The organism is Pseudomonas sp. Tav-5-1A, assembly GCF_055755055.1.
On record NZ_CM146901.1, the window covers coordinates 696866 to 720889 of the forward strand.

Consider the following 24024-nt stretch of genomic DNA (forward strand, 5'->3'; position numbering starts at 1 on the left):
AGCAGCTGCCGAAGGCTGCGTCCCCGGGTTCAGCTCGGTTCCTGGGACGCGGCCTGGCGGCCGCTGCTACGGGGGGAATGTTTCAGGAATTGCTGGCCTGGTCCTGGCCCATCTCGCGCTGGGCTACCCAGTGCTCGATCAGCTCGCGCAGCTGCGACAGTTCGATGGGCTTGGCCATGTGGCCGTCCATGCCGGCCTGGCGGGCGCGTTCCTTGTGTTCGGTGAGGATGTGCGCGGTCAGCGCTACCACCGGCGTGCGCTCGCGCTGGGTGCCCAGCTCCCAGTCGCGCAGCTGCTGGGTGGCGGAGAAGCCGTCGAGGATCGGCATTTCGCAGTCCATCAGCACCAGGTCGTAGCGCTGGGCCTTCATGGCACGCAGCGCCTCCTCGCCGTTGCTGGCGGTGTCGGGCGACAGGTTGAGCTTGCCCAGCATGCCGCGGATCACCTTGGTGGAAATGCTGTTGTCCTCGGCCACCAGGATGCGAAAGTCCGCCGGCACCGAAATCGCCGTCGCCGCCACCGACGGCGGCGGCGCTGGTTGGGCCGGGTGCTGGCCGCGCTGGGCCAGTTCGTCGGCCAGGGTGGTCTTGAGCGTGTAGCCGGCCACCGGCTTGGCCAGGATGCGCTTGACCCCGGCGTTGCGGGCGATGATCTTGCTCGGCGCGTTGCTGATGCCGGTGAGCATGATGATCAGGATATCGTGGTTCAGGCTGGGGTCTTCCTTGATCTTCGCCGCCAACTGCATGCCGGTCATGCCGGGCATGTTCTGGTCCAGCAGCACCACGTCGAAATAGTCGCGCAGGTGGGCCTTGGTGCGCAGCAGGGCCAGGGCTTCCTTGCCCGACGGCACCGAGCTTACGTTCAGGCCCCAGGCGCCGCACTGCTGCACCAGCACCTTGCGGCAGGTGTCGTTGTCGTCCACCACCAGCACGCGGGCGCCGCGCAGGGGGCTGTCCAGGTCCAGGGTCGGGTGCTCGAGGCGCTCGGGGTCCAGCGGCAGGGTCAGCCACAAGGTGCTGCCCTGCTGGCTGCCGCTCTTGATGCCGAACTCGCCCTTCATCAGCAGGATCAGCTGGCGGGCGATGACCAGGCCCAGGTGGCCGCCCACCTCGTTGCCCGAGAGCAGGTTCTTGCTGTGCAGCTCGCTGTGCAGCAACGCCTCGCGCTCGTCACGCGGGATAGGCACGCCGCTGTCCTGCACGGCGATGCGCAGGCGCGGTTCGCCGCTGCGCTGGTCCAGGGCCACCACCAGCAGGATCTCGCCCTCGTCGGTCTTCTTCAGGGCGTGATCGAGCAGGGCCAGGAGGGTCTGGCGCAGGCGCGTGGGGTCGCCGCTGATGACCTGCGGCACCTGGGGCTGGGTGAAGCTGATCAGCTCGACGTTTTGCTGCTCGGCCTTGGCGCGGAAGATGTTCAGGCAGTCCTCGATCAGCGCGCTGAGGTCGAACTGCACGTCGTCCAGCTCGATCTGCCCGGACTCGATCTTGGAGATGTCGAGGATCTCGTTGATCAGGGTCAGCAGCTCGTTGCCGGCGCTGTGAATCGTTTGCACATAGTCGCGCTGCTTGACCGACAACGGCGTGCCCAGCAGCAGCTCGGTCATGCCCAGCACGCCGTTCATGGGCGTGCGGATCTCGTGGCTGATGCGCGCCAGGAACTCGGCCTTGGCGTTGACCTCGGCGTTGCTGGCCGCCAGCTCGCGGCTGGCGCTGAAGCGGTCCTCGCTGATGAAGCGCAGGCGCTCGCTGAGGGCGGTGTTGAGCATCAGCCCGGTCAGCGCGCCCACCGCCATCAGCCCCAGCACCAGCCACTGCGGCGGGGTGCGCGTGAGCACCAGCAGGGCCGGCAGCACGATCAGCACGCCCAGGTTGAGCAACAGCATGGCGCAGGTGAACAGCCGTGCCGGGCGGTAGCCCTGCTGCCAGTGGTAGCCGGAGGTGAGCAACATGCCCAGGCCGCCGACCACCATCATGGCGTAAGTGATGGAGTTGATCGGCAGGCCGTCCATCAGCAGCACCATCAGCCCGCTCAGGCCGATCAGCAGCTTGGCGGCGGTCAGCAGGCGGTCGATCAGTGGCGTGGAGCGCGGGGCGAAGAAACGCTGGGTGAACATCAGGCAGCAGATGGCCGCCAGCATCAGGGTGACGAAGCTGCCGGTGGTGCGCAGCGAATGCCAGGTGTCGAACCAGGGGCCGCTGAGGTTGAGCAGGATGGCGGCGCTCAGGGTCAGCAGGGTCTCGGCGCCGGCCAGCCACAGGCTGCTGCTGGAGCGGCTGTAGGTGTAGCGGGCGAGGTTGTGGATGACCAGCATGCCCAGGCAGCCGAACAGCAGGCCCATGATCAGGGTCTGGCGCTGGTCGGCGGCGGCGCTGACGGCGGGCATCATGCTGACGCTGGGGCGCAGCTGGTGCTCGGAGGCCAGGCGCAGGTACAGGTCCAGCGGCTTCTGGCTGACCGGCACGGGCAGCAGGATGTCGGTGTTGGCGAACGACGGCTCGCCTCCGGGCCGCCCGGCGTCGTTGCGTTGCTGGCGGATGACGGTGTCGCCGTCCAGCACGTAGAAGTCCAGGTCGGCAAGGTCGGGGGCGTAGATGCGCAGCACCTGTTCATGGGCTGCAGGGGGCAAATGGTAGTGCAGCCACTGGGCGGCATTGGGGCCGCTGGGCACCAGCTGGCTGAGCTCGAGGGGGCTGAACTGGTTCTGGTAGCGGTCCGAGCGCACGTCGCTCAGTTGCAGGCGCGCGTGTTCATCGAGCAATACTGACCAGCCACTGCTGGACTCGGCAAAAGCCGGGTACGCGCAGAGCAGTGTCAGCACACTGACTATCGATGAAATGGCGATCCTGAGCCAGCGCACAGCGAAATCCCTTCGAAGGTTAATGACTGAGTATAACTATGCGCGGCGGAGAAAGCGTAGGGCTAGTGGTCGAACGGCCTGAAGTACCGGGGAAAACCCGGTACTTCAGGGGGAGGGCAGGGGTTTTTACTCGCCTTTTTCGCGGGCAATGGCGCGGTAGCCAATGTCGGTGCGGTAGAAGCAGCCGTCCCAGTCGATCTTGCCGGCCAGGGCGTACGCCTGCTGCTGGGCTTCACCCACGGTGTTGCCCAGGGCGGTGGCGCACAGCACGCGGCCGCCAGCGGTCACTACCTGGCCGTCCTTCAGTGCGGTGCCGGCGTGGAACACCTTGCCAGGCAGTTGGGCTGCGGCGTCCAGGCCACCGATGACGGCGCCCTTGGCGTAGTCGCCCGGGTAGCCGCCAGCCGCCAGCACCACGCCCATGCTCGGGCGCGAGTCCCACTGGGCCTCGACCTTGTCCAAGGCCTGGGCCATGGCGGCTTCCACCAGCAGCACCAGGCTCGATTGCAGGCGCAGCATTACCGGCTGGGTTTCCGGGTCGCCGAAGCGGCAGTTGAACTCGATGACTTTCGGGTTGCCGGCCTTGTCGATCATCAGGCCTGCGTACAGGAAGCCGGTGTAGACGTTGCCTTCGGCCGCCATGCCGTTGACGGTCGGCCAGATCACCTGGTCCATGACCTTCTGGTGCACGTCGGCAGTCACCACGGGGGCCGGGGAGTAGGCACCCATGCCGCCGGTGTTCGGGCCGCTGTCGCCGTTGCCGACGCGCTTGTGGTCCTGGCTGGTGGCCATCGGCAGGACGTTCTTGCCGTCCACCATGACGATGAAGCTGGCTTCCTCGCCGTCCAGGAACTCTTCGATGACCACGCGCGAACCGGCGTCGCCGAAGGCGTTGCCTGCCAGCATGTCACGCACCGCGTCCTCGGCTTCAGCCAGGGTCATGGCGACGATAACGCCCTTGCCGGCGGCCAGGCCGTCGGCCTTGATCACGATCGGCGCGCCTTTCTCGCGCAGGTACGCCAGCGCTGGCTCGATCTCGGTAAAGTTCTGGTATTCGGCAGTCGGGATCTTGTGGCGCGCCAGGAAGTCCTTGGCGAACGCCTTGGAGCCTTCCAGCTGGGCCGCGCCCTTGGTCGGGCCGAAGCAGTCCAGGCCGCGCGAGCGGAACAGGTCGACCACGCCAGCCACCAGCGGCACTTCCGGGCCGACGATGGTCAGGGCAACGTGCTTCTCGGCGAAGTCGGCCAGTTGCTCGATGGCCTGCACGTCGATGGCGACGTTTTCGCACTTGGCTTCAATGGCAGTGCCGGCGTTGCCGGGGGCCACGAAGACTTTCTCGACGCGTGGGTCCTGGGCGACTTTCCAGGCCAGGGCGTGTTCACGGCCGCCGCTGCCGATGATCAATACGTTCATAGCTAAACCTCGAATTCTGTGTGGGGCGGTTCCACTTGTACTGTGGGAGCTGGCTTGCCAGCGAGCTTTTCAGGGCCTCAAAAGCTCGCTGGCAAGCCAGCTCCCACATTCAGTGCAGCGTCAACCGCCTGCTTTCGATCAGTGGCGGAAGTGGCGCATGCCGGTGAATACCATCGCGATACCTGCTTCATCAGCGGCAGCAATGACTTCAGCGTCGCGCATCGAGCCGCCTGGCTGGATAACGGCAGTGATACCCACTTTGGCGGCGTTGTCGATGCCGTCACGGAACGGGAAGAACGCGTCCGAGGCCATGACCGAACCCTGCACCTGCAGGCCAGCGTGCTCGGCCTTGATGGCGGCGATGCGTGCGGAGTTGACGCGGCTCATCTGGCCGGCGCCGACGCCGATGGTCTGGCGGTTCTTGGCGTAGACGATGGCGTTGGACTTCACGTACTTGGCCACTTTCCAGGCGAAGATCAGGTCGTGGATCTCTTGCTCGCTAGGCGCGCGCTTGGTCACGACCTTCAGGTCGTCGGCGCTGATCATGCCGATGTCACGGCTCTGCACCAGCAGGCCGCCGTTGACGCGCTTGTAGTCCCAGGCAGCGGCGCGGTCAGCCGACCACTCGCCGCAGGCCAGCAGGCGCACGTTGGCCTTGGCGGCAACGATGGCGCGGGCTTCGTCGCTGACCGACGGGGCGATGATCACTTCCACGAACTGACGGTCGACGATGGCCTTGGCGGTCTCGGCGTCCAGCTCGCGGTTGAAGGCGATGATGCCGCCGAACGCGGATTCGGTGTCGGTGGCGTAGGCCAGCTCGTAGGCCTGGCGGATGCCGCCTTCGGCGTCAGGGCTGACCGCCACGCCGCACGGGTTGGCGTGCTTGACGATGACGCAGGCAGGCTTGACGAAGCTCTTCACGCATTCCAGCGCAGCGTCGGTATCGGCGACGTTGTTGTAGGACAGTTCCTTGCCCTGCAGCTGGGTGGCGGTGGCGATGCCCACTTCGGCCGGCTTGGCTTCCTTGTAGAACGCCGCGCTCTGGTGCGGGTTCTCGCCGTAGCGCATTTCCTGGGCCTTGATGAACTGGCTGTTGAAGGTGCGCGGGAATTCGCTGCGGCCTTCGGTGCTCAGGGTCTCGGCGGCCTGGTCAACAGTGCCCATGTAGTTGGCGATCATGCCGTCGTAGGCAGCGGTGTGCTCGAACGCCTTCAGCATCAGGTCAAAGCGCTGGGCGTAGGTCAGGCCGCCGGCTTTCAGGCCTTCCAGCACCTGGCCGTAGTCGCTGGCGTTGACCACGATGGCCACGTCTTTGTGGTTCTTGGCCGCGGAGCGGACCATGGTCGGGCCACCGATGTCGATGTTCTCGATGGCGGTCGGCAGGTCGCAGCCTGGCTTGCTGATGGTGGCTTCAAACGGGTAGAGGTTGACCGCGACCAGGTCGATCGGCTTGATGCCGTGCTCGCTCATGATGGCGTCGTCGATGCCGCGACGGCCCAGGATGCCGCCGTGGATTTTCGGGTGCAGGGTTTTCACCCGGCCGTCCATCATTTCGGCAAAACCTGTGTAATCCGCCACTTCCACTGCGGCAACGCCGTTGTCCGCAAGCAGCTTGAAGGTACCGCCGGTGGACAGGATCTCGACGCCCAGGGCTTCGAGTTCACGGGCGAATTCAAGGATACCGGTCTTGTCGGAGACGCTGATCAAAGCGCGGCGGACGGGCAGGCGGGTAGTCTGGTCGGTCATTTCAATTTCCGTCTAAAGCAGAGGAGTCAGCAAAAAAGGCGACCCTGGACAGGTCGCCTTTTCTGGTTTGAATGCATGCTTACAGCAGATCGTATTGCTTGAGCTTCTTGCGCAAGGTACCGCGATTCAGGCCCAGCATCTCACTGGCCTTGGTCTGGTTGCCCTTGACGTAATTCATCACGCTTTCGAGCAAGGGGGCCTCGACTTCGGAAAGCACCAGGTTGTACACGTCAGTGACGGCAGCGCCCTCAAGATGGGCGAAATAATTGTGCAGCGCCTTCTCGACGCTGCCACGAAGGGTCTGACCCTCTTCGCTGGGCGTGTTGAGGTGCTGTTTCAAGTTGACGTTGTCGCTCACGGGCGTTGTTCCACTCACTAAAGTCTCGGTCATCATCGTCATGCGGCCACCCCCTGTCCGTCCCCTTTCACAGGGCTCTCGTTACATTCGCTGAGGAACCGGCGAACGTTGGCGCACTGCGCTTCCGTATCTTCCAAACGATTGAACTGGGCGCGAAATTCCTTGGCGCCCGGCAAGGTTGCCAGGTACCACCCGACGTGCTTGCGGGCGATTCGAACGCCCATCACATCGCCATAGAAGGCGTGCAGCGCAGCCAGGTGCTCCAGCAGAATCTGTTCCACTTCACTCAATTGCGGCGCCGGAAGCAATTCGCCGGTACGCAGGTAATGCTCGGTCTCGCGAAAGATCCACGGCCGCCCCTGGGCAGCCCGGCCAATCAGCAGGCCGTCGGCGCCGGTGGCGTCGAGGACCTGCCGGGCCTTTTGCGGCGAGGTGATGTCGCCATTGGCAAAGACCGGGATCGACACCGCCTGCTTGATGGCAGCGATGGTGTCGTACTCGGCTTCACCGGTATACAGGTCGGCGCGTGTGCGCCCGTGCACCGACAGGGCGCTGATGCCTGCCTGTTCGGCAATGCGTGCAACCGTGATGCCATTCTTGTTCGCCCGGTCCCAGCCGGTGCGAATCTTCAAGGTGACCGGCACCTCGACGGCGGCTACCACGGCGTGCAGGATTTCCTGCACCAGTGCCTCGTCTTTCAGTAAAGCGGAACCTGCCGCCTTGTTGCAGACTTTCTTCGCCGGGCAGCCCATGTTGATGTCGATGATCTGGGCGCCCATCTCGACGTTGGCCCGTGCTGCCGCTGCCAGCATCTGCGCGTCACCGCCGGCGATCTGTACCGAGCGGGGCTCGGGATCACCTTCGTGAATCATGCGCAGGCGCGACTTGCGGCTGTTCCACAGGCTCATGTCGCTGGTGACCATTTCCGAGACCACCAGGCCTGCCCCCATCCGTCGGCAAAGTTGACGGAAGGGTTGGTCCGTGACCCCTGCCATCGGGGCAAGGATCAGGGCGTTGTTCAATGTATATGGGCCGATGCGTACCGCCGACATAGGTGTTCCCTGTTGTGGGGCCGGATCATTAGAGTTCGAAAAAGGGTGGGCATAATACCCGCTCTCGGTGACCGGATAAAGATCGTTTTGGATAAAATCTGAACAACTATTGGCTTATGCCCAAGCGTTCGGTTGCCCTGAAGCGTCTAAATTGTGGGAGCTGGCTTGCCAGCGAGCTTTTGGGGCTGATGAAAAGCTCGCTGGCAAGCCAGCTCCCACAAGGCCTGGAAACGGCGGGGTGCCGGCTACTCGGGGGAGCGGAAGCTGAGGCTATAGTTCACGGCTTTCGGGCCCGGATCGAGGATATCGAGGGAGATATGGATCGGCGTCTGCGGCGGCATCTCGTCCTGCCCGGCCAGCTCGCCCGACAGGTACTCGCCGGGCTTGAACCGACGACTGGCGATCAGGTGGCCGTTGAGGTCGGCGAAGCGCAGCTCCAGCAGCGGGAACGGCTGGGAGAACGCCGCACGGTTGTAGATGATTGCATCCACCACCAGCGCGCCATTGAAGTCCGGGTGGCTGCGCACCACCAGGTTGCTGCTCTTGATCTTGTCGATGTCGACCTTGGACGGCACCGTGCAGCCGACGCTCGGGCACAGCTGCTGGAACCACGGGCGGTATTGGTCCTGGCGGGCCAGCTCGTCGAAGTGGTACCACACGTACTGGCCGGCCAGCGCCGCTGCGGCGACCAGGGTCAGGGCCAGCCACAGCAGGCGCTTGCCCCAAGGGGTGCGGCGCTTCTGCCAGTCCAGCTGCAGCGGGTCGTCCACCAGGTCCAGCAGCGGCGCGTCGCGCAGGTTCGGCTCGCTGCGCTCGTGCTTCTGCTTGCCCTGGCGCACCGGGGCTTCGCGAGGCTCGTCGTCCTCGTCGTCGGCATCCAGTGCGGACAGGCGCTGGCTGGCCGGCACGTCATCGTCGGCATGCAGGGCGCCAATGCCCGGCTCGCTGGCCTCGATGGGCGCCAGGGTCAACGAAGGCTCGGTACGCGCCTCAGCGGCAGCAGGGGCTTCGTCCAGCGGCGGGTCGCGCTCGATGATCGGCGGTGCCGGGGCGTCCTCGTGCAGCTCTTCCTCGTCGGCATGGGTGCCGAACGGCTGGTCGTGCCACTCGTCCAGCGCTTCGTCGCGGCTGGCGCTGAAGGACTCTTCCCGGCCCGGCTGGTCGCGGAAGGCCTTGGCCGGCTGGATTTCGCGCTGTTCCAAGCGTGCCAGTTCGCCGTCCAGGTCCAGTTTGTCCAGGTCCAGTTCGTTGGCTGACCACTCGCGCAGGCTGATAGGCGTGGCGCGCCGCTCCGGGGCCGCAGGGGCCGGTTCGGGGGCGGCGGGCTGCTGCTGGCCGGTGCTTTGCTCCAGCAGCTGGCGGGCAGCGTTGAACACCTGCAGGCAGGCGCCGCAACGCACAACCCCGCGGGCCACACTCAACTGATTGTGGCTGACGCGGAAGCTGGTCTGGCAATGGGGGCACTGGGTGACGAAACTGTCGGTCATGCGCGGATCCGGTTTATGCAGACAGGCATTCTAGGCCGTCTCAGCGGCGGCGACCACTGATGCGTACCCAGCCATCGCGGTTGGCGATAGGGTCCAGGTCGAAGTCGGCGGCGTAGGCGGCAGCCACTTCCTCGCCCTGTTCGGCGAGGATGCCCGACAGCGCCAGGCGGCCACCGCTCTTCACCAGGGTGCTCAGTTGCGGCGCCAGCGACACCAGTGGGCCGGCGAGGATATTCGCCACCAGCACGTCGGCCTGCACTTGCGGCAGGTCTTCAGGCAGGTACAGCGGGAATTTGTCTTCGGCCACGCCGTTGCGCCCGGCGTTTTCACGCGAGGCTTCGAGCGCCTGCACGTCGATGTCGGTACCCACGGCGTGCTCGGCGCCCAGCAGCAGCGCGGCGATGGCCAGGATGCCCGAGCCGCAGCCGAAGTCCAGGACGTTGCAGCCGGCCAGGTCCTGGCCGTCCAGCCATTCCAGGCACAGCGCGGTGGTGGGGTGGGTGCCGGTGCCGAAGGCCAGGCCCGGGTCCAGCAGCAGGTTCACCGCGCCAGGCTCGGGGGCCGCATGCCAGCTTGGCACGATCCACAGGCGCTGGCCGAAGCGCATGGGGTGGAAGTTGTCCATCCAGCTGCGTTCCCAGTCCTGGTCCTCGATGACTTCGGCGTGGTGCTCGGGCAGCGGCGCGTCGGTCAGCAGTTGCAGGTGGGCGAACACGCTGGCCGGCTCCGCGTCGGCTTCGAACAGCGCCAGCAGGTGGGTGTGGGTCCACAGCGGCGTGGTGTTCAGCTCTGGCTCGAAGATAGGCTGGTCTTCGGCGTCCATGAAGGTGACCGAAACGGCGCCGACTTCCAGCAGGGCGTCTTCGTAGGTTTCGGCTTGTTCTGGGCTGATGGCCAGACGGACTTGTAGCCAGGGCATGGCGGGTACCTTTGGAATCGGGAACTAAAGCGGGGCAGTTTACTAGAGCGCGCAGGCAAAAGCTGTGCCTCGCTGAAAATCTCCGGGGCACAGGCTGGCCAGCGCAGCCTGGCGGCAGCGGCTACAGATTTCGCGTAGCAGCTGCCGCAGGCTGCGTCGGCGGCGCCCGGGGCGCAGGCAATAAAAAACCGGCCACTGGGGCCGGTTTCTGGTGCAGCTATCTACAACCGTGGATCACTTCTGGGCAGCCAGCTTGTGTTCCAGGTAGTGGATGTTGACGCCACCCTTGCAGAAGCCTTCGTCGCGGGTCAGGTCGCGGTGCAGCGGGATGTTGGTCTTGATCCCGTCCACCACGATCTCGTCCAGGGCGTTGCGCATGCGCGCCATGGCTTCGTCGCGGTCCTTGCCGTAGGTGATCAGCTTGCCGATCAGCGAATCGTAGTTCGGCGGAACGGCATAACCACTGTACAGGTGCGAATCGACGCGAACGCCGTTGCCGCCTGGGGCGTGGAAGTGCTTGACCGTGCCTGGGCTAGGAATGAAGTTCTTCGGGTCTTCGGCATTGATACGGCATTCCAGCGAGTGACCGCGGATAACCACGTCATCCTGGGTGAACGACAACGGGTTGCCGGCCGCGATGCTCAACATCTCCTTGACGATGTCGATACCGGTGACCATTTCCGAAACCGGGTGCTCTACCTGGACGCGGGTGTTCATTTCGATGAAATAGAACGCACCGTTCTCGTACAGGAACTCGAAAGTACCGGCACCACGGTAGCCGATGTCGATGCACGCCTTGACGCAGCGGGCGAAGACCATCTGCCGGGCTTCTTCGTCGATGCCCGGGGCCGGCGCTTCTTCCAGCACCTTCTGGTGACGGCGCTGCAGCGAGCAGTCGCGGTCGCCCAGGTGAATGGCATGGCCCTGGCCGTCGGACAGCACCTGAACTTCCACGTGGCGTGGGTTGGTCAGGAACTTCTCCAGGTACACCATCGGGTTGCCGAACGCAGCACCGGCTTCGGTACGGGTCAGCTTGGCCGAGGCGATCAGGTCTTCTTCCTTGTGCACCACGCGCATGCCGCGACCACCACCGCCACCGGCGGCCTTGATGATCACCGGGTAGCCGACTTCACGGCCGATGCGCAGGGCTTCTTCCTCGTCTTCCGGCAGCGGGCCGTCGGAACCTGGAACGGTAGGAACGCCAGCTTCGATCATGGCGTGCTTGGCCGATACCTTGTCGCCCATCAGGCGAATGGTGTCGGCTTTCGGGCCGATGAAGGCGAAACCGGATTTCTCCACCTGTTCGGCGAAGTCGGCGTTTTCAGCCAGGAAGCCGTAGCCTGGGTGAATGGCGGTGGCGCCAGTCACTTCGGCGGCCGCGATGATCGCCGGGATGTGCAGGTAGGATTGCGCAGCCGGTGCCGGACCGATGCAAACGGACTCGTCTGCCAGGCCCAGGTGCATCAGCTCCTTGTCGGCCTTGGAGTAGACGGCAACAGTCTTGATACCCAGTTCCTTGCACGCGCGCAGGATCCGCAGGGCGATTTCGCCGCGGTTGGCAATCAGGACTTTTTCCAATTTCGCAGGTTGGGACATCGTTGGCTCTCCGCGATTCAAACGATGGTGAACAGCGGCTGGTCGAACTCAACCGGCTGGCCGTCTTCCACGAGGATCGATTCGATCACACCGCTGGTTTCAGCTTCGATGTGGTTCATCATCTTCATCGCTTCGACGATGCACAGGGTGTCGCCTTTCTTCACGGTCTGGCCGACTTCAACGAAGGCTGGCGAGGCTGGCGAAGCCTTGCGGTAGAAGGTACCGACCATTGGCGAACGGGCAACGGTGCCGTTCAGCTTCGGTGCAGCGGCTGGCGCGTCGGCGGCAGCGGCGGCTGGAGCAGCGGCAGCCGGGGCGGCTACTGGCGCGGCAACCGGGGCTGGCGCGTAGTACTGCTGGGCTGGGGTCTTGCTGTGGCGGCTGATCCGTACGGATTCTTCGCCTTCACGGATTTCCAACTCGTCGATACCGGATTCTTCCAGCAGCTCGATCAGTTTCTTTACTTTGCGAATATCCATTAATCATCAACTCCCAAGGGTCGGTCAGGGGCGTTCAGGTAGTGTTTCAAGCAGTTCCAGGGCGACCTCCCAGCCAGTCTGCGTGTGCGCTGGCGCCAAGGTCGCTGATCACCCCGGTGGCCGTGAGGCCGTGCCGGGGCGATGGCAAAGATTTCTACGAATGGCCTGTCGGACAATCGCACGTCGAAGAGTGGGATGCTCACTCTTGGCGGCGCGTCACGTTTTGCGTTGATACCAAGGGCAACTCAAGCGAAAACCGGTGGATCATCTTCATTCGCGGGCTCCCTGCATGGGCCAGTGGGTGCTGGCGGGGTGACTATGCCGCAACGGGGCAACGACTGTCCAGTCAAGCACAATAGCCAGCACGTTGCCCGATGTTCGCCTGAAATTTGTGACTAAATTGCTATTGGCGGTCATTTAGGCCGGAATTGCTCCGGCCTGGCGGGTCATGGCGCCTTTTTGCCGTCGGCGATGGCGATCTTGCCAACGAAATCGGCGGCATTGATCTCGCCGATCACCTTGGCCTCGTGGATTTCGTCGCCGTTGGCGGCAAAGAACATCAGCGCAGGGGGGCCGAACAGCTTGTAGCGGTCCAGCAGGGCGCGTTGTTCGGCGTTGCTGTCGGTGACATCGAAACGCACCTGCTGGTAGCCAGCCAGGCGCGCCTTCACCTCCGGATCGGTGAGCACCTCGTGCTCGATGACCTTGCAGCTGATGCACCAGTCGGCGTACCAGTCCAGCACCAGTGGCTTGCCGGCCTGCCTGGCGGCGGCCAGGGCCTGGTCCAGTTGCGCCGGGGTGGTGACAGTCTGCCAGGTGCTGGCAGTTGCAGGGGTGGCAAGGGCATTCGCCGGCGCCGGCAGGGGCCGCAGCGGGTCCCCCTGGCCACTGAGCGCGCCGTACCAGCAGGCCAGGCCGTACACCAGCAACAGCAGGCCCAGCAGTTGCGCCAGGCGCTGGCGCGGCGCCTTGTAGACAAATTCCAGGGCGCCCAGGAACAGGCCGACGCCGACCGCCAGCAGGCCCACCAGCACCAGCGTCACCGGGCCTGGCAGCACGCGGCTGAGCAAGCCGATGGCCAGGCCCAGCAGCAGCACGCCGATGGCGTTCTTGACCACCACCAGCCACGGCCCGCTTTTCGGCAGCCAGGTAACGCCGCCAATGGCCACCAGCATCAGCGGAATGCCCATGCCCAGGCCCAGAGCGAACAGTTTCAAGGCGCCGCCCAAAGCATCGCCGGTGGTGCTGATGTACAGCAGCGCGCCGGCCAGGGGGGCGGATACGCAGGGCGACACCAGCAGGCTGGAGAGCACGCCCATCACCGCCGCGCCCCACAGCGAACCGCCCTGGGTGTTGCCGGCGATGCGGTCCAGGCGGTGGGTGAGGGCGGCCGGCAGCTTGAGCTCGAACACGCCGAACATCGACACCGCGAACAGCACGAAGAACAGCGCGAACGGCCCCAGCACCCAGGCCGACTGCAGGCGTGCCTGCAGGTTGAGGCCAGCGCCGAACAGGCCCATCAGCGCGCCCAGCAGGGCGAAGCACAGGGCCATGGGCAGCACATAGGCCAGCGCCAGGCTGTAGCGGCGCAGGCGGCTGGTCTGCCCGCGCATCACCACCGCCGAGAGAATCGGCAGCATGGGCAGCACGCAGGGGGTGAAGGTCAGGCCGATGCCGCCCAGCAGGTACAGCAGCAGTTCCTTCCAGTCCCAGCCCTTGGCCGGCGTGCTGGCAGGTGCCGCGGCGGGCGCGCTGGCGCCGCCGTCGATGGCCAGTTTCTCGGTTTCCGGCGGGTAGCACAGGCCCTTGTCGGCGCAGCCCTGGTAGGTCACGGCCAGGGTGAAGGGGCGGGTGTCCTTGGGGTCGCGGGGCAGGGTGATCTCGACGATGCCGTGGTACACCTCGACGTCACCGAAATATTCATCGTGTTTCTTCTCGCCGTCGGGGATCTGCGGCGCGCCCAGCTTGATGTCGGCAGGCGTGGGCTTGAACGCGAAGCGGTGGCGGTACAGGTAGTAGCCATCGGTGGCCACGAACTGCAGGGTGATGGCCTCGGGCGTGGTCTTGCTGAGGTTGAGCTGGAACGCCTGGTGCACCGGCAGGAAATCGCTGCTGTTGTTCAGGGCGCTGCCCAGGGTGGCGCTGGGGCGGCTGTCCAGCAGGCTGGCGCCCATGGCGGGCAGGGTCAGCACCAGTAACAGAAGGCAAAGCAGGCGGCGCATGGCAATCTCGCAACACAAAAGTCTGCGCATCATAGCCCAGCGAGGGTGGCCGTGCAGGTGACAGGGTTGTTACCTGCCGTGTCGCAGCCTTTGTGGGAGCTGGCTTGCCAGCGAGCTGTTGAGGCCGTGAAAACTCGTTGGCAAGCCAGCTCCCACAAAAACATCGGCTGCTACGAAATCGTTTGCACGTGGTTGCGGCCGGCGCCCTTGGCGCGGTACAGCGCCTCGTCCGCCTGGGCGGCCATGCTCAGGCTGTCGCTGTCGGCGGCCATCTGCACCACGCCGGCGCTGAAGGTGCAGCGCAGGTCCTGGGGCTGCGCCGGGTAGTGGATCTCGGCGAAGCGCTGGCGGATTTCGTCCAGCACGTCGTGGGCGGCGGCAAGGTCAGTGTCAGGCATGACGATGGCGAACTCCTCGCCACCGTAGCGGCCAATGAAGTCGGTCTTGCGCAACCGTTGCTTGAGGAACAGCGCCAGGCTCTTGATCACCCGGTCGCCCATGGGGTGGCCGTGGCTGTCGTTGACCTTCTTGAAATGGTCGATGTCGAGCATGGCGAAGCTCAGCGGCTTGGCTTCACGGCGTGCGCGGAAGGCGCAGTCCTCCAGCAGTTGCAGGATGTGCGTGTGGTTGTACAGCCCGGTGAGGCTGTCGCGTACCATCCGCGACTTGAGGTTGCGCGCCCGCGAGGCGCGGTTGCGCACGGTGGTGATCAGGTGCCGCGAGCGAATCGGCTTGGTCAGGAAGTCGTCGCCGCCCTCGCTCATGGCGTCCAGTTGCTTGTCCAGATCATCCTCGGCCGACAGGTAAATGATCGGCACGCTGACGTAGCGGTCGTTGTGGCGGATCACCTTGGCCAGCTCCGGGCCGGTGCAGGCTGGCATGTACAGGTCGAGGATGATCAGGTCGGGCTGGAAATCGGCCAGCTCGGCCATGGCGCCGATGGGGTCGGTGAGGGTGCGGGTGACGATGCCGGCACCGTTGAGCAGGCGTTCGGTGTACATGGCCTGGGCCCGGGAGTCGTCGATGACCAGCACCTTGAACGGCTCGTACTGGGCCACGCAGGTCAGGGCCTCGATTTTCTCCAGCAGGCTGGAGGCCTCCAGCGCGCCGGTCAGGAACTCCTGGCCACCGGCGCGCACGGCGGCCAGGCGGGTAGGGGTGTCGGTGTCCAGCAGGCTGAAGAACAACAGCGGCAGCCTCGGCTCCTGGCCCTCCTGGGCCTGGGCCGCCAGCTGCAGGCCAACACCACAGCCACCGAAGTCCACGTCCATGACGATGGCCGCCGGCGTGCACTCCTGCATCGAGGCCTGGAACGCCGCCGCGCTGTCGAGGGCCTGGGCGTGCAGGCCGAAGAATTCCAGCTGCGTGGCCAGCCGCTCGCCGCGTTCGGCATCCTGCAGCAGCACGTACACCGGCTTGCGCAGCGGTGGCAGCAGCGTGTGGTCCAGCTCATCGCCATGGCGCAGGCCGGTGCGCGACAGGCGCTGCATCAGGCGGTTGAGCTCGTGGATCAGTTCGCTGCTCAGGCGCCCGCGGTTGTCTTCCACGGCCAGCAGGGCCTGGTTGAGGCTGCGGGCGATGGTGATGTGCTCGGGTTGCTCGAAGCGTTCGGCGAAGCGCAGCAGCCGCAGGTTGGCCTCGTTCAGCTCGCACAGGTCTGCGCTGGACCACTCGCTGCGCTGCAGGCGCTGCCAGACTTCCAGGATCTGCCGGGCCTGATGGATGACCCGCTGGGCAAAGTGATGCTTGAGGCGTTCGCGGCCGGGATCGTCTGCTTCGGTCATGTCCTGACTACTTATTGGGGGTGCTGCGACTCGATAGTGGCTCTATGCTAGCACTCATTTCCTTTCACGCGACTGTCATCCGGAAAATAACCCTTCGGTTTGTGTATTCATTTAATGACTGGCTAGTCGCTTATGCCTGCGGCGTCGCATCCTTTATAGTGCACCCAGGATCGACAGCCCCACTGGCACGATGCCAAGGGCTTGCGGTCGAACCTTTGAATTCAGTGATCGAAAGGATATAGCCATGCTGGACTGGAAGAACCGCACAGGCAAAGGCAAGGGCGAACCGCGCGAGCCCGCCGACAGCAACAGCAAGGGCCCTGCCAAGGCCGCACCCCGCAGCTACCTGGGCGGCCTGCTGGTCAGCCGCGCGCTGCTGACGGTGGTGGGGCTGTACCTGGTGGTCACCGGCCTGCTGGGCTGGTACTGGAGCGAGGAGCCGGCGCTGTTCCCGGTGCAGCAGCACGCCCAGGAAGCCGCCGCCCGCGAAGGCCACAAGATGGTGGTGGGCTACACCACCGTCGAAACCCTCAAGACCGTGGCCGGCACCCTGCTGAACAAGCCCGGTGGCTATATCTCCAACGATCGCTTCCCGCCTGGCCTGTGGATGGACAACATGCCCAGCTGGGAATACGGCGTGCTGGTGCAGGTGCGCGACCTGACCCGGGCCATGCGCAAGGACTTCGCCCGTTCCCAGTCGCAGTCGGCTGAAGACGCCGACCTGGTGCGCGCCGAGCCCAAGTTCAACTTCGACAACAAGAGCTGGATCTGGCCGTCCAGCGAGTCCGAGTTCCAGGACGGCATCAATTCCCTGAGCCGCTACCAGGCGCGCCTGTCCGACCCCAACCAGACCGGCGCGCTGTTCTACCCGCGTGCCGACAACCTCAACAACTGGCTGGGTGACGTCGCCACGCGCCTGGGTTCGCTGTCCCAGCGCCTGTCGGCCAGCGTTGGTCGGGTGAAACTCAACACCACCTCCAAGACCGAGACCATCGTGCCGGGCCAGGCGCCGCAGCTGGAAGAGGAAATCGTCGAGACCCCGTGGATGCAGATCGACAACGTCTTCTATGAAGCCCGCGGCCAGGCCTGGGCGCTGTCGCACATGCTGCGCGCCATCGAGGTCGACTTCGCCGACGTGTTGGCGAAGAAGAACGCCACGGTCAGCGTGCGCCAGATCATCCGCGAGCTGGAAGCCTCGCAGGAGCCGGTCTGGAGCCCGATGATCCTTAACGGCAGCGGCTTCGGCATCCTGGCCAACCACTCGCTGGTGATGGCCAACTACATCTCGCGGGCCAACGCCGCGGTGATCGACCTTCGCCAACTGCTGTCCCAGGGGTGACGGATGTCGTACTCCGATAAAGAAGCGGCGCACCGCGCCGCCTCCGACGCCGAGGCCATCGCCTGGGTGGACGAGCAGGACCACGTGCTGGGCGCCCTGCCGCGCCAGCAACTGCGCGAGCGTGGCTTGATCGGCCGCGCCACCTTCATCCTGCTGTTCAACTCCGCCGGCGAGCTGTGCGTGCACCGGCGCACCCTGAGCAAGGCCGTGTACCCCGGTTACTGGGACGTGGCCGCGGGCGGCATGGTCGGCGCCGGCGAAAGCTACGCCGATTCGGCGGCCCGCGAGCTGCACGAGGAACTGGGCGTGGCCGGCGTGCCGTTGACGCCCCACGGCCAGTTCTTCTTCGACCAGCCCGGCAACCGTGCCTGGTGCGCGGTGTTCTCGGCCGTGTGGGACGGGCCGTTGAACGTGCAGCCCGAGGAAGTGCTGGAAGCAAAGTTCATCCCTGTGGCCCAGGCCCTGGCCGAAAGCGAGACCCGCCCCTACTGCCCCGATTCCCTGGTGGCCCTGCAACGCGTAGTCGCCGGATAACCGCCCTGTAGCCGCTGCCGCAGGCTGCGCTGGCCCTGTGCCCCGCTGAAGATCTCCAGGGTTCATACTGGCCAGCGCAGCCTGTCGGCAGCGGCTACGGAATGGAGGCGGCCGCACACGTCGCGAATCCTTTGATAAATGGCGCGTTTTGGCACTTAGCAAGCCTTGCATTTGCCGTTACACTGCGCGACCTTTTCAAGCTGCAGCCATCTCCATGGCGCAGTAGCGCTGCCCCTGCCTGAGTGGGGCTTCGCGGTCGGAACCCGCCCTGTGCGCCGGCCAGTTTTTTCGTCCTCAACTGAGGATTGCCAGTGGCCAAGAAAACCACATCCTTCGCCGCTCTCGGCGGCCTGGTGTTCTCCACCGATGCTGGCCGGCATTGCCCGGACTGTCGTCAACCCATAGATGCCTGCATCTGCAAGCAGACCGTCATCCCCGAAGGTGACGGGATTGCCCGTGTGCGTCGTGAAAGCAAGGGCCGGGGCGGCAAGACGGTGACCACCATCACCGGCGTCCCGCTGGCGCCCGACGACCTCAAGGAACTGGCCACCACCCTCAAGCGCCGCTGCGGTACCGGCGGCGCGCTGAAGGATGGCGTGATTGAAATCCAGGGCGACCACGTCGAGCTGCTGCTCGCCGAGCTGGTCAAGCAGGGTTTCAAGGCCAAAAAGTCTGGCGGCTGACCAGCCCCACGCATTGCCATTTCTAAACTTGACGCGGCCAGCAGGGTCTACCCTGCACTGGCAGGTAATCGTCATCTTCGCTTATTACACTGCACCGGCCGAATCACCGGTGGTTTCTGACTTTCTATAGGGGACTTCGATGTCCGTACGACGCACACGCAAAGACGATGGCAGCCAATGGACAGTTGCGGACAGCCGCAGCGTTTATGGGATACGCCATTGGGGGGCCGGTTACTTCGCGATCAACGAGGCCGGGCGCGTGGAAGTGCGTCCCAATGGGCCGAAAAGCGCGCCCATCGACCTGTTCGAACAGGTAGACGAACTGCGCAAGAGCGGCTTGTCGCTGCCCTTGCTGGTGCGCTTCCCGGACATTCTGCAGGACCGCGTGCGCCAACTGACCGGCGCCTTCGATGCCAACATCGAGCGCCTGGAATACCAGAGCAAGTACACCGCGCTGTACCCCATCAAGGTGAACCAGCAGGAAGCGGTGGTGGAAAACATCATCGCCACCCAGGACGTGTCCATCGGCCTTGAAGCCGGCTCCAAGCCCGAGCTGCTGGCCGTGCTGGCCCTGGCGCCGAAGGGCGGCACCATCGTCTGCAACGGCTACAAGGACCGCGAATTCATTCGCCTGGCGCTGATGGGCCAGAAACTGGGCCATAACGTCTTCATCGTCATCGAGAAAGAATCGGAAGTGGGCCTGGTGATCGAAGAGGCCGCCGAGCTCAAGGTCAAGCCGCAGGTGGGCCTGCGCGTGCGCCTGTCGTCCCTGGCCTCCAGCAAGTGGGCCGACACCGGTGGCGAGAAGTCCAAGTTCGGCCTCTCGGCTGCCCAGCTGATCTCGGTGGTGGAGCGCTTCCGCGCCGCCGGCCTGGACGACGGCATCCGCCTGCTGCACTTCCACATGGGCTCGCAGATCGCCAACCTGGCCGACTACCAGCACGGTTTCAAGGAAGCCATTCGCTACTACGGCGAACTGCGCGCCCTGGGCCTGCCGGTTGACCACATCGACGTGGGCGGCGGTTTGGGCGTGGACTACGACGGCACCCACTCGCGTAACGCCAGCTCCATCAACTACGACATGGACGACTACGCCGGCGTGGTCGTGGGCATGCTCAAGGAGTTCTGCGACGCCCAGGGCCTGCCGCACCCGCACATTTTCTCCGAGAGCGGCCGCTCGCTGACCGCGCACCACGCCATGCTGGTGGTGCAGGTGACTGACGTCGAGAAGCACAACGACGAAGTGCCGGAAATCCTCGACAAGGAAAGCCTGCCCGAGACCGTGCAGTGGCTGGTGGACCTGCTGGGCCCGACCGACATCGAGATGGTCACCGAGACCTACTGGCGCGCCACGCACTACATGAGCGACGTGGCCACCCAGTACGCCGACGGCAAGATCACCCTGGCGCAGAAGGCTCTGGCCGAACAGTGCTACTTCGCCGTGTGCCGCCGCCTGCACAACTCGTTGAAAGCCCGCCAGCGCTCGCACCGCATGGTGCTGGACGAGCTCAACGACAAGCTGGCCGACAAGTACATCTGCAACTTCTCGGTGTTCCAGAGCCTGCCCGACACCTGGGCCATCGGCCAGGTACTGCCGATCCTGCCGCTGCACCGCCTGGACGAAGAGCCCCTGCGCCGCGCGGTGCTGCAGGACCTGACCTGCGACAGCGACGGCAAGATCAAGCAGTACGTCGACGAGCAAAGCATCGAGACCAGCCTGCCGGTGCACGCGGTCAACGAAGGCGAGGACTACCTGCTGGGCATCTTCCTGGTGGGCGCCTACCAGGAAATCCTCGGCGACATGCACAACCTGTTCGGTGACACCGACTCGGTGAACATCTACCAGAACGCCGACGGCAGCGCCTACAGCGCCGGCATCGAGACCCACGACACCATCGAGGACATGCTGCGCTACGTGCACCTGTCGCCCGAGGAGCTGATGAACCACTACCGCGACAAGGTGGCCAGCGCCAAGATCAGCCCGCGTGAACGCACCCAGTACCTGGACGCGCTGCGCCTGGGCCTGACCCGTTCCTCGTACCTGTCGTCGTAACCGGTGAAGGGGCTGCTGGCAGTCCTGGGCGGCGTGATGCTGGCTGCCCTGGCAGCCTGCTCGCCGCTGAAACTGGTGGACCGCGTCACCCCCTCGGACAGCTACCGGCTGACCGCAGGGGTGGCCTACGGCCCCGACCCCAGGCAGATGCTCGACATCTACCAGCCCGTGAAACCACTGCCGGACCATCCGGTGGTGGTTTTTTTCTATGGGGGCACCTGGAACAGCGGCTCGCGCCAGCAGTACCGCTTCGTCGGCGAGGCGCTGGCGTCCCAGGGCATCGTCGCGGTGGTGGCCGACTACCGGCTGTATCCACAGGTGCGCTATCCGGCGTTTCTCGAGGATAACGCCGCGGCAGTGGCCTGGGCCTACCGCCACATCGGCGACTACGGCGGCAACCCCCAGCGCTTTTTCCTGATGGGCCACAGCTCGGGGGCCTACAACGCTGCGATGCTGGCGCTGGACCCGCGCTGGCTGGCGGCCGAGGGCCTGACTCCGGCTATCCTGCATGGCTGGATCGGCCTGGCCGGGCCCTATGACTTCCTGCCCATCGAAAACCCCGAGGCCAAGCCGGTGTTCTTCGCCCCGCACGAGCCGCCCGATTCCCAGCCCATCAACCACCTGAGCGCCAGCGCGCCGCCGGCGCTGCTGATTGCCGCCAACAGCGACAGCCTGGTGAACCCGCAACGCAACACCCACCAACTGGCCGGGCGCCTGCGCGCGCTGGGCGTGCCGGTGCAGGACTTCTACTACGACCGCATCAACCACGTCACCCTGGTGGGCAGCCTGGCCAAGCCCCTGCGCTGGCTGGCCCCGGTGCTACCCGATGTGGTTGCCTTTGTGGGAGCTGGCTTGCCAGCGAGTTCTTCGAGACCCTGAAAATCTCGCTGGCAAGCCAGCTCCCACGGGCCGTCAGTTAAACCAACCGTCGCGCTGGTGCAGGCGCCAACCGACCACGCCCAGGGTCAGCGCGCGCAGCGCCATGAACAACAGGAAGCTCAACCACAAGCCATGGTTGCCTAACCCCATGGTCACCACGCCCACTGGCAGCATCAACGCCACGCTCAACAGCATGGCGTTGCGCATTTCCCGCGCGCGGGTGGCGCCAATGAACAGCCCGTCCAGCAAATAACTCCCCACCGCAATCAACGGCAGCACCGCCAGGTAGGGCAGGTAGATGTCAGCGGTCGCGCGCACGCTGGGGATGTTGGTCTGCGCGGCAATGAACAGGTGCCCGCCAAACAGGAACACCAGCGCGAAGACGACGCTGGCCAGCAGCGACCAGCCGCAGGCCACGGTCATCGAGCGGCGCAGTTCGTCGCGCTGGCCGGCGCCGATGGCGTGGCCGCACAGGGCTTCCACCGCGTGGGCCAGGCCGTCCAGGGCGTAGGCGGTCACCATCAAGCCATTGAGCAGCAGCGCATTGGCGGCCACGGTGGCGTCGCCCAGGCGCGCGCCCTGCACGGTGATCAGGAAGAACACCAGTTGCAGGGCCAGGCTGCGCAGGAAGATATCGCGGTTCACCACCAGCATCGGCTGCCAGTTCCGCCACAGCCGCAGCGCCGCCCACGCTACCTGGCCGGGGTAGGCCCGCAGGGCCGGCCGGGTCAGCGCCAGGCCGATGGCCACCGATAGCCATTCCGACAGCACCGAGGCCCAGGCCGAGCCGATCACGCCCCAGCCCAGGCCCAGCACGAACCACAGGTTGAGGATGATGTTGGTGATGTTGGTCACCAGCAGGATCGCCAGCGGCGCGCGGGCGTTCTGGGTGCCCAGGAACCAGCCCACCAGCGCGTAGCTGGCCAGCGCCGCCGGCAGGCCCAGCAGGCGCACCTGGAAGAACGCCTGGGTGCTTTGCGCCAGCGCCCCGGAGGGTTGCATCAGGCTCAGGGCCAGGTGGCTGAAGGGCAGGGCCAGCAGCCACAGCAGTAGCGCAAACAGTAGCGCCAGGATCAAGCCCTGAGCCAGCACCTGGCGCAGCCCGGCGCCATCGTTGCGCCCGGCGGCCTGGGCGGCGAAGCCGGTGGCGCCCATGCGCAGGAAACCCATCACCCAGGCCAGGAAGCCGTACAGGCTGGCGCCCACGGCCACCGCGCCCAGTTGATGGGCGTGGGGCAGGTGGCCGATGACGGTGCTATCGACCAGCGCCACCAGCGGCACGGAAATATTGGAGAGGATCATCGGCGCGGCCAGGGCCCACACCCGGCGGTGGGTGGGGCGGTCGCGCCAGTCGTTCAGCAGTGTGCTCATGCAGGCTCCTTGCGGGCCCGCCATCCTACCTGATTGGCGTCAGTGAATGATCCAGCTCAGCAGCCACAGGCCCAGGATCAACCAGATCACCCCGAGGAAGATCGAGGCACGCATGAACGCGCGCAAGGCCGAATACAGGAACATCAGGCCGATCACCAGGGCGATGATGCTGATCAGCGAGGCGTCCATGCCCAGGGTGCGCGACAGGCCGTCGACGAAATTGCCGCCGGCGTGGGCCAGCAGGTTGAACAGCCAGCCCAGGCTGTCGACCACGAAACGAATGATGGCGCCCAGCGCCTGGCCCAGCCATTCGAAAAAACCGTCTGCGTGCATGTGTGTTTCCCGATCGATTACCGGCGTGCTGCCGGCCAGAGCCTTGGGCACGACCAACGGCGCCAAGTTCAACTACATCGTAGCCGGATGATGCGCAACGCGCCGACCCGTAGCAGCTGCCGAAGGCTGCGTCAGGGCGTGACGCAGCCTTCGGCAGCTGCTACAGGCGGTAAGAAGTGGTTGCGGTGACAGCTCTAATGGCCGACCAGGTGGATTTTCGGCTCGGGGAACAGGTTGTTCAGGGTTTCCAGCAGGCGCACGTGGTAGATGGGCTTGCGGAACAGGTCCAGCACCTGCAGGCGCAGCATGTCGCTGACGTCCTCCATGTCGGCGTGGCCCGAAGTGACGATCACCGGCAAGTGCTGGCGCGAGGTGTGTTCGCGCAGGCGCTTGATCAGCGACATGCCGCTTTCCTCCGGCATGCGCAGGTCGGTGATCACCAGCGCGATGTCGGGGTTGCGGGTGAGGTGGTGCAGGGCGAGCTTGACCGAGGTCGCCGTGAAGCAGCAGAAGCCCTCGCCCTCCAGTAGCTCGGCGAGCTCCAGCAGTGCGTCCTCTTCGTCGTCCACCAGAAGCAGTTGTTGGCGTGGGGGTGGAGAGGGGCTCATAGAAAATACCTGATGCCGGGTGAGAACATGAGACTGTTGCCGTGGCAGCTCAACAATGGTTCACCTCAGTGTAGGTCATCAAAGGGAAGCTTGGATGGTGGTGAAAATCCCTTTGACCAAGGTTGAGATAGGGCTGATGAACGCGACGATGACCACCGCCACCATGGCGGCGACGATTGCGTATTCGATACCTGACGCGCCGCCTTTGTCTTGCCAGAACTGCACGATTTCAGTCTTGGTTTTCTTGAAGAGGGACATGAAGACATCTCCTTGGCGCCCCGGGCGCTGATGGCAAGGGATACCGAACGTGA

The 24024-nt window shown here is 65.1% G+C and carries 20 protein-coding genes; 5 read left to right on the forward strand and 15 right to left on the reverse strand.

The features are described 5' to 3' along the window. Window positions 1–82: 82 nt before the first annotated feature. The 11 genes from AC0J42_RS03245 to AC0J42_RS03295 form a co-directional block, all read right to left on the reverse strand. A complete protein-coding gene (locus AC0J42_RS03245) occupies window positions 83–2857 on the reverse strand; it encodes a response regulator (RefSeq protein WP_473005227.1) in 2775 nt (924 codons plus the stop codon). A gap of 126 nt (window positions 2858–2983) precedes the next feature. Next, window positions 2984–4270, reverse strand: coding sequence for a phosphoribosylamine--glycine ligase (gene purD / locus AC0J42_RS03250; RefSeq protein ID WP_473005228.1), 1287 nt, complete (start codon window positions 4268–4270; stop codon window positions 2984–2986). Between the two features lie 138 nt (window positions 4271–4408). Beyond that, window positions 4409–6016 carry a bifunctional phosphoribosylaminoimidazolecarboxamide formyltransferase/IMP cyclohydrolase gene (gene purH / locus AC0J42_RS03255; RefSeq protein ID WP_416422224.1) on the reverse strand — a complete coding sequence of 536 codons (1608 nt, stop codon included), beginning with the start codon at window positions 6014–6016 and terminating at the stop codon, window positions 4409–4411. A 79-nt stretch (window positions 6017–6095) separates the two neighbouring features. Continuing rightward, complete coding sequence (fis, locus tag AC0J42_RS03260) at window positions 6096–6416, reverse strand: DNA-binding transcriptional regulator Fis (protein ID WP_008368706.1); 321 nt, start codon at window positions 6414–6416, stop codon at window positions 6096–6098. Then, entirely contained in the window at window positions 6413–7426 is a 1014-nt protein-coding gene (gene dusB, locus AC0J42_RS03265; protein WP_455924176.1) for a tRNA dihydrouridine synthase DusB, read from the reverse strand. The genes fis and dusB overlap by 4 nt, the downstream gene beginning before the upstream one ends. 245 nt (window positions 7427–7671) lie before the next feature. Further along, complete coding sequence (locus AC0J42_RS03270; protein ID WP_473005229.1) at window positions 7672–8913, reverse strand: DUF3426 domain-containing protein; 1242 nt, start codon at window positions 8911–8913, stop codon at window positions 7672–7674. A gap of 40 nt (window positions 8914–8953) precedes the next feature. Further along, a complete protein-coding gene (gene prmA, locus AC0J42_RS03275) occupies window positions 8954–9832 on the reverse strand; it encodes a 50S ribosomal protein L11 methyltransferase (RefSeq protein WP_473005230.1) in 879 nt (292 codons plus the stop codon). 234 nt (window positions 9833–10066) lie between these two features. After that, window positions 10067–11428 (reverse strand): acetyl-CoA carboxylase biotin carboxylase subunit, encoded by a 1362-nt coding sequence (accC, locus tag AC0J42_RS03280; protein ID WP_473005231.1) that lies wholly within the window; start codon window positions 11426–11428, stop codon window positions 10067–10069. Window positions 11429–11445: 17 nt separating this feature from the next. Next, window positions 11446–11907: an acetyl-CoA carboxylase biotin carboxyl carrier protein gene (gene accB / locus AC0J42_RS03285; protein ID WP_473005232.1), complete on the reverse strand. Its 462-nt coding sequence runs from the start codon at window positions 11905–11907 to the stop codon at window positions 11446–11448. A gap of 446 nt (window positions 11908–12353) precedes the next feature. Continuing rightward, window positions 12354–14129: a protein-disulfide reductase DsbD gene (locus AC0J42_RS03290; RefSeq protein ID WP_473005233.1), complete on the reverse strand. Its 1776-nt coding sequence runs from the start codon at window positions 14127–14129 to the stop codon at window positions 12354–12356. Window positions 14130–14299: 170 nt separating this feature from the next. Continuing rightward, on the reverse strand, window positions 14300–15913 hold the full coding sequence (locus AC0J42_RS03295; RefSeq protein WP_473005234.1) for a diguanylate cyclase: 1614 nt from the start codon (window positions 15911–15913) through the stop codon (window positions 14300–14302). 244 nt (window positions 15914–16157) lie between these two features. Here AC0J42_RS03295 and AC0J42_RS03300 point away from each other — a divergent pair, with 244 nt between their 5' ends. The 5 genes from AC0J42_RS03300 (at window position 16158) to AC0J42_RS03320 (ending at window position 21401) form a co-directional block, all read left to right on the forward strand. Beyond that, window positions 16158–17252, forward strand: a complete 1095-nt coding sequence (locus AC0J42_RS03300; RefSeq protein WP_416422232.1) for a DUF2333 family protein — start codon at window positions 16158–16160, stop codon at window positions 17250–17252. Between the two features lie 3 nt (window positions 17253–17255). After that, window positions 17256–17786, forward strand: coding sequence for an NUDIX hydrolase (locus tag AC0J42_RS03305; RefSeq protein ID WP_416422233.1), 531 nt, complete (start codon window positions 17256–17258; stop codon window positions 17784–17786). A 311-nt stretch (window positions 17787–18097) separates the two neighbouring features. Further along, the gene (locus tag AC0J42_RS03310; RefSeq protein WP_473005235.1) at window positions 18098–18469 is read left to right on the forward strand and encodes a translation initiation factor Sui1; all 372 of its coding nucleotides are present in this window, start codon (window positions 18098–18100) and stop codon (window positions 18467–18469) included. Between the two features lie 139 nt (window positions 18470–18608). Then, complete coding sequence (gene speA / locus AC0J42_RS03315) at window positions 18609–20522, forward strand: arginine decarboxylase (protein WP_416422235.1); 1914 nt, start codon at window positions 18609–18611, stop codon at window positions 20520–20522. 36 nt (window positions 20523–20558) lie between these two features. Next, on the forward strand, window positions 20559–21401 hold the full coding sequence (locus tag AC0J42_RS03320) for an alpha/beta hydrolase (RefSeq protein ID WP_473005236.1): 843 nt from the start codon (window positions 20559–20561) through the stop codon (window positions 21399–21401). A gap of 33 nt (window positions 21402–21434) precedes the next feature. Here the strand turns inward: AC0J42_RS03320 and AC0J42_RS03325 are convergent, their stop codons facing one another. From AC0J42_RS03325 to AC0J42_RS03340, 4 genes are all read right to left on the reverse strand, one after another. Further along, on the reverse strand, window positions 21435–22772 hold the full coding sequence (locus AC0J42_RS03325) for an MATE family efflux transporter (RefSeq protein ID WP_473005237.1): 1338 nt from the start codon (window positions 22770–22772) through the stop codon (window positions 21435–21437). Between the two features lie 39 nt (window positions 22773–22811). Continuing rightward, window positions 22812–23105 (reverse strand): hypothetical protein, encoded by a 294-nt coding sequence (locus tag AC0J42_RS03330; RefSeq protein WP_416422238.1) that lies wholly within the window; start codon window positions 23103–23105, stop codon window positions 22812–22814. A gap of 194 nt (window positions 23106–23299) precedes the next feature. Then, window positions 23300–23713: a response regulator gene (locus AC0J42_RS03335; protein ID WP_416422240.1), complete on the reverse strand. Its 414-nt coding sequence runs from the start codon at window positions 23711–23713 to the stop codon at window positions 23300–23302. Window positions 23714–23791: 78 nt separating this feature from the next. Next, window positions 23792–23971: a Flp family type IVb pilin gene (locus tag AC0J42_RS03340; RefSeq protein WP_473005238.1), complete on the reverse strand. Its 180-nt coding sequence runs from the start codon at window positions 23969–23971 to the stop codon at window positions 23792–23794. Window positions 23972–24024: the final 53 nt, after the last annotated feature.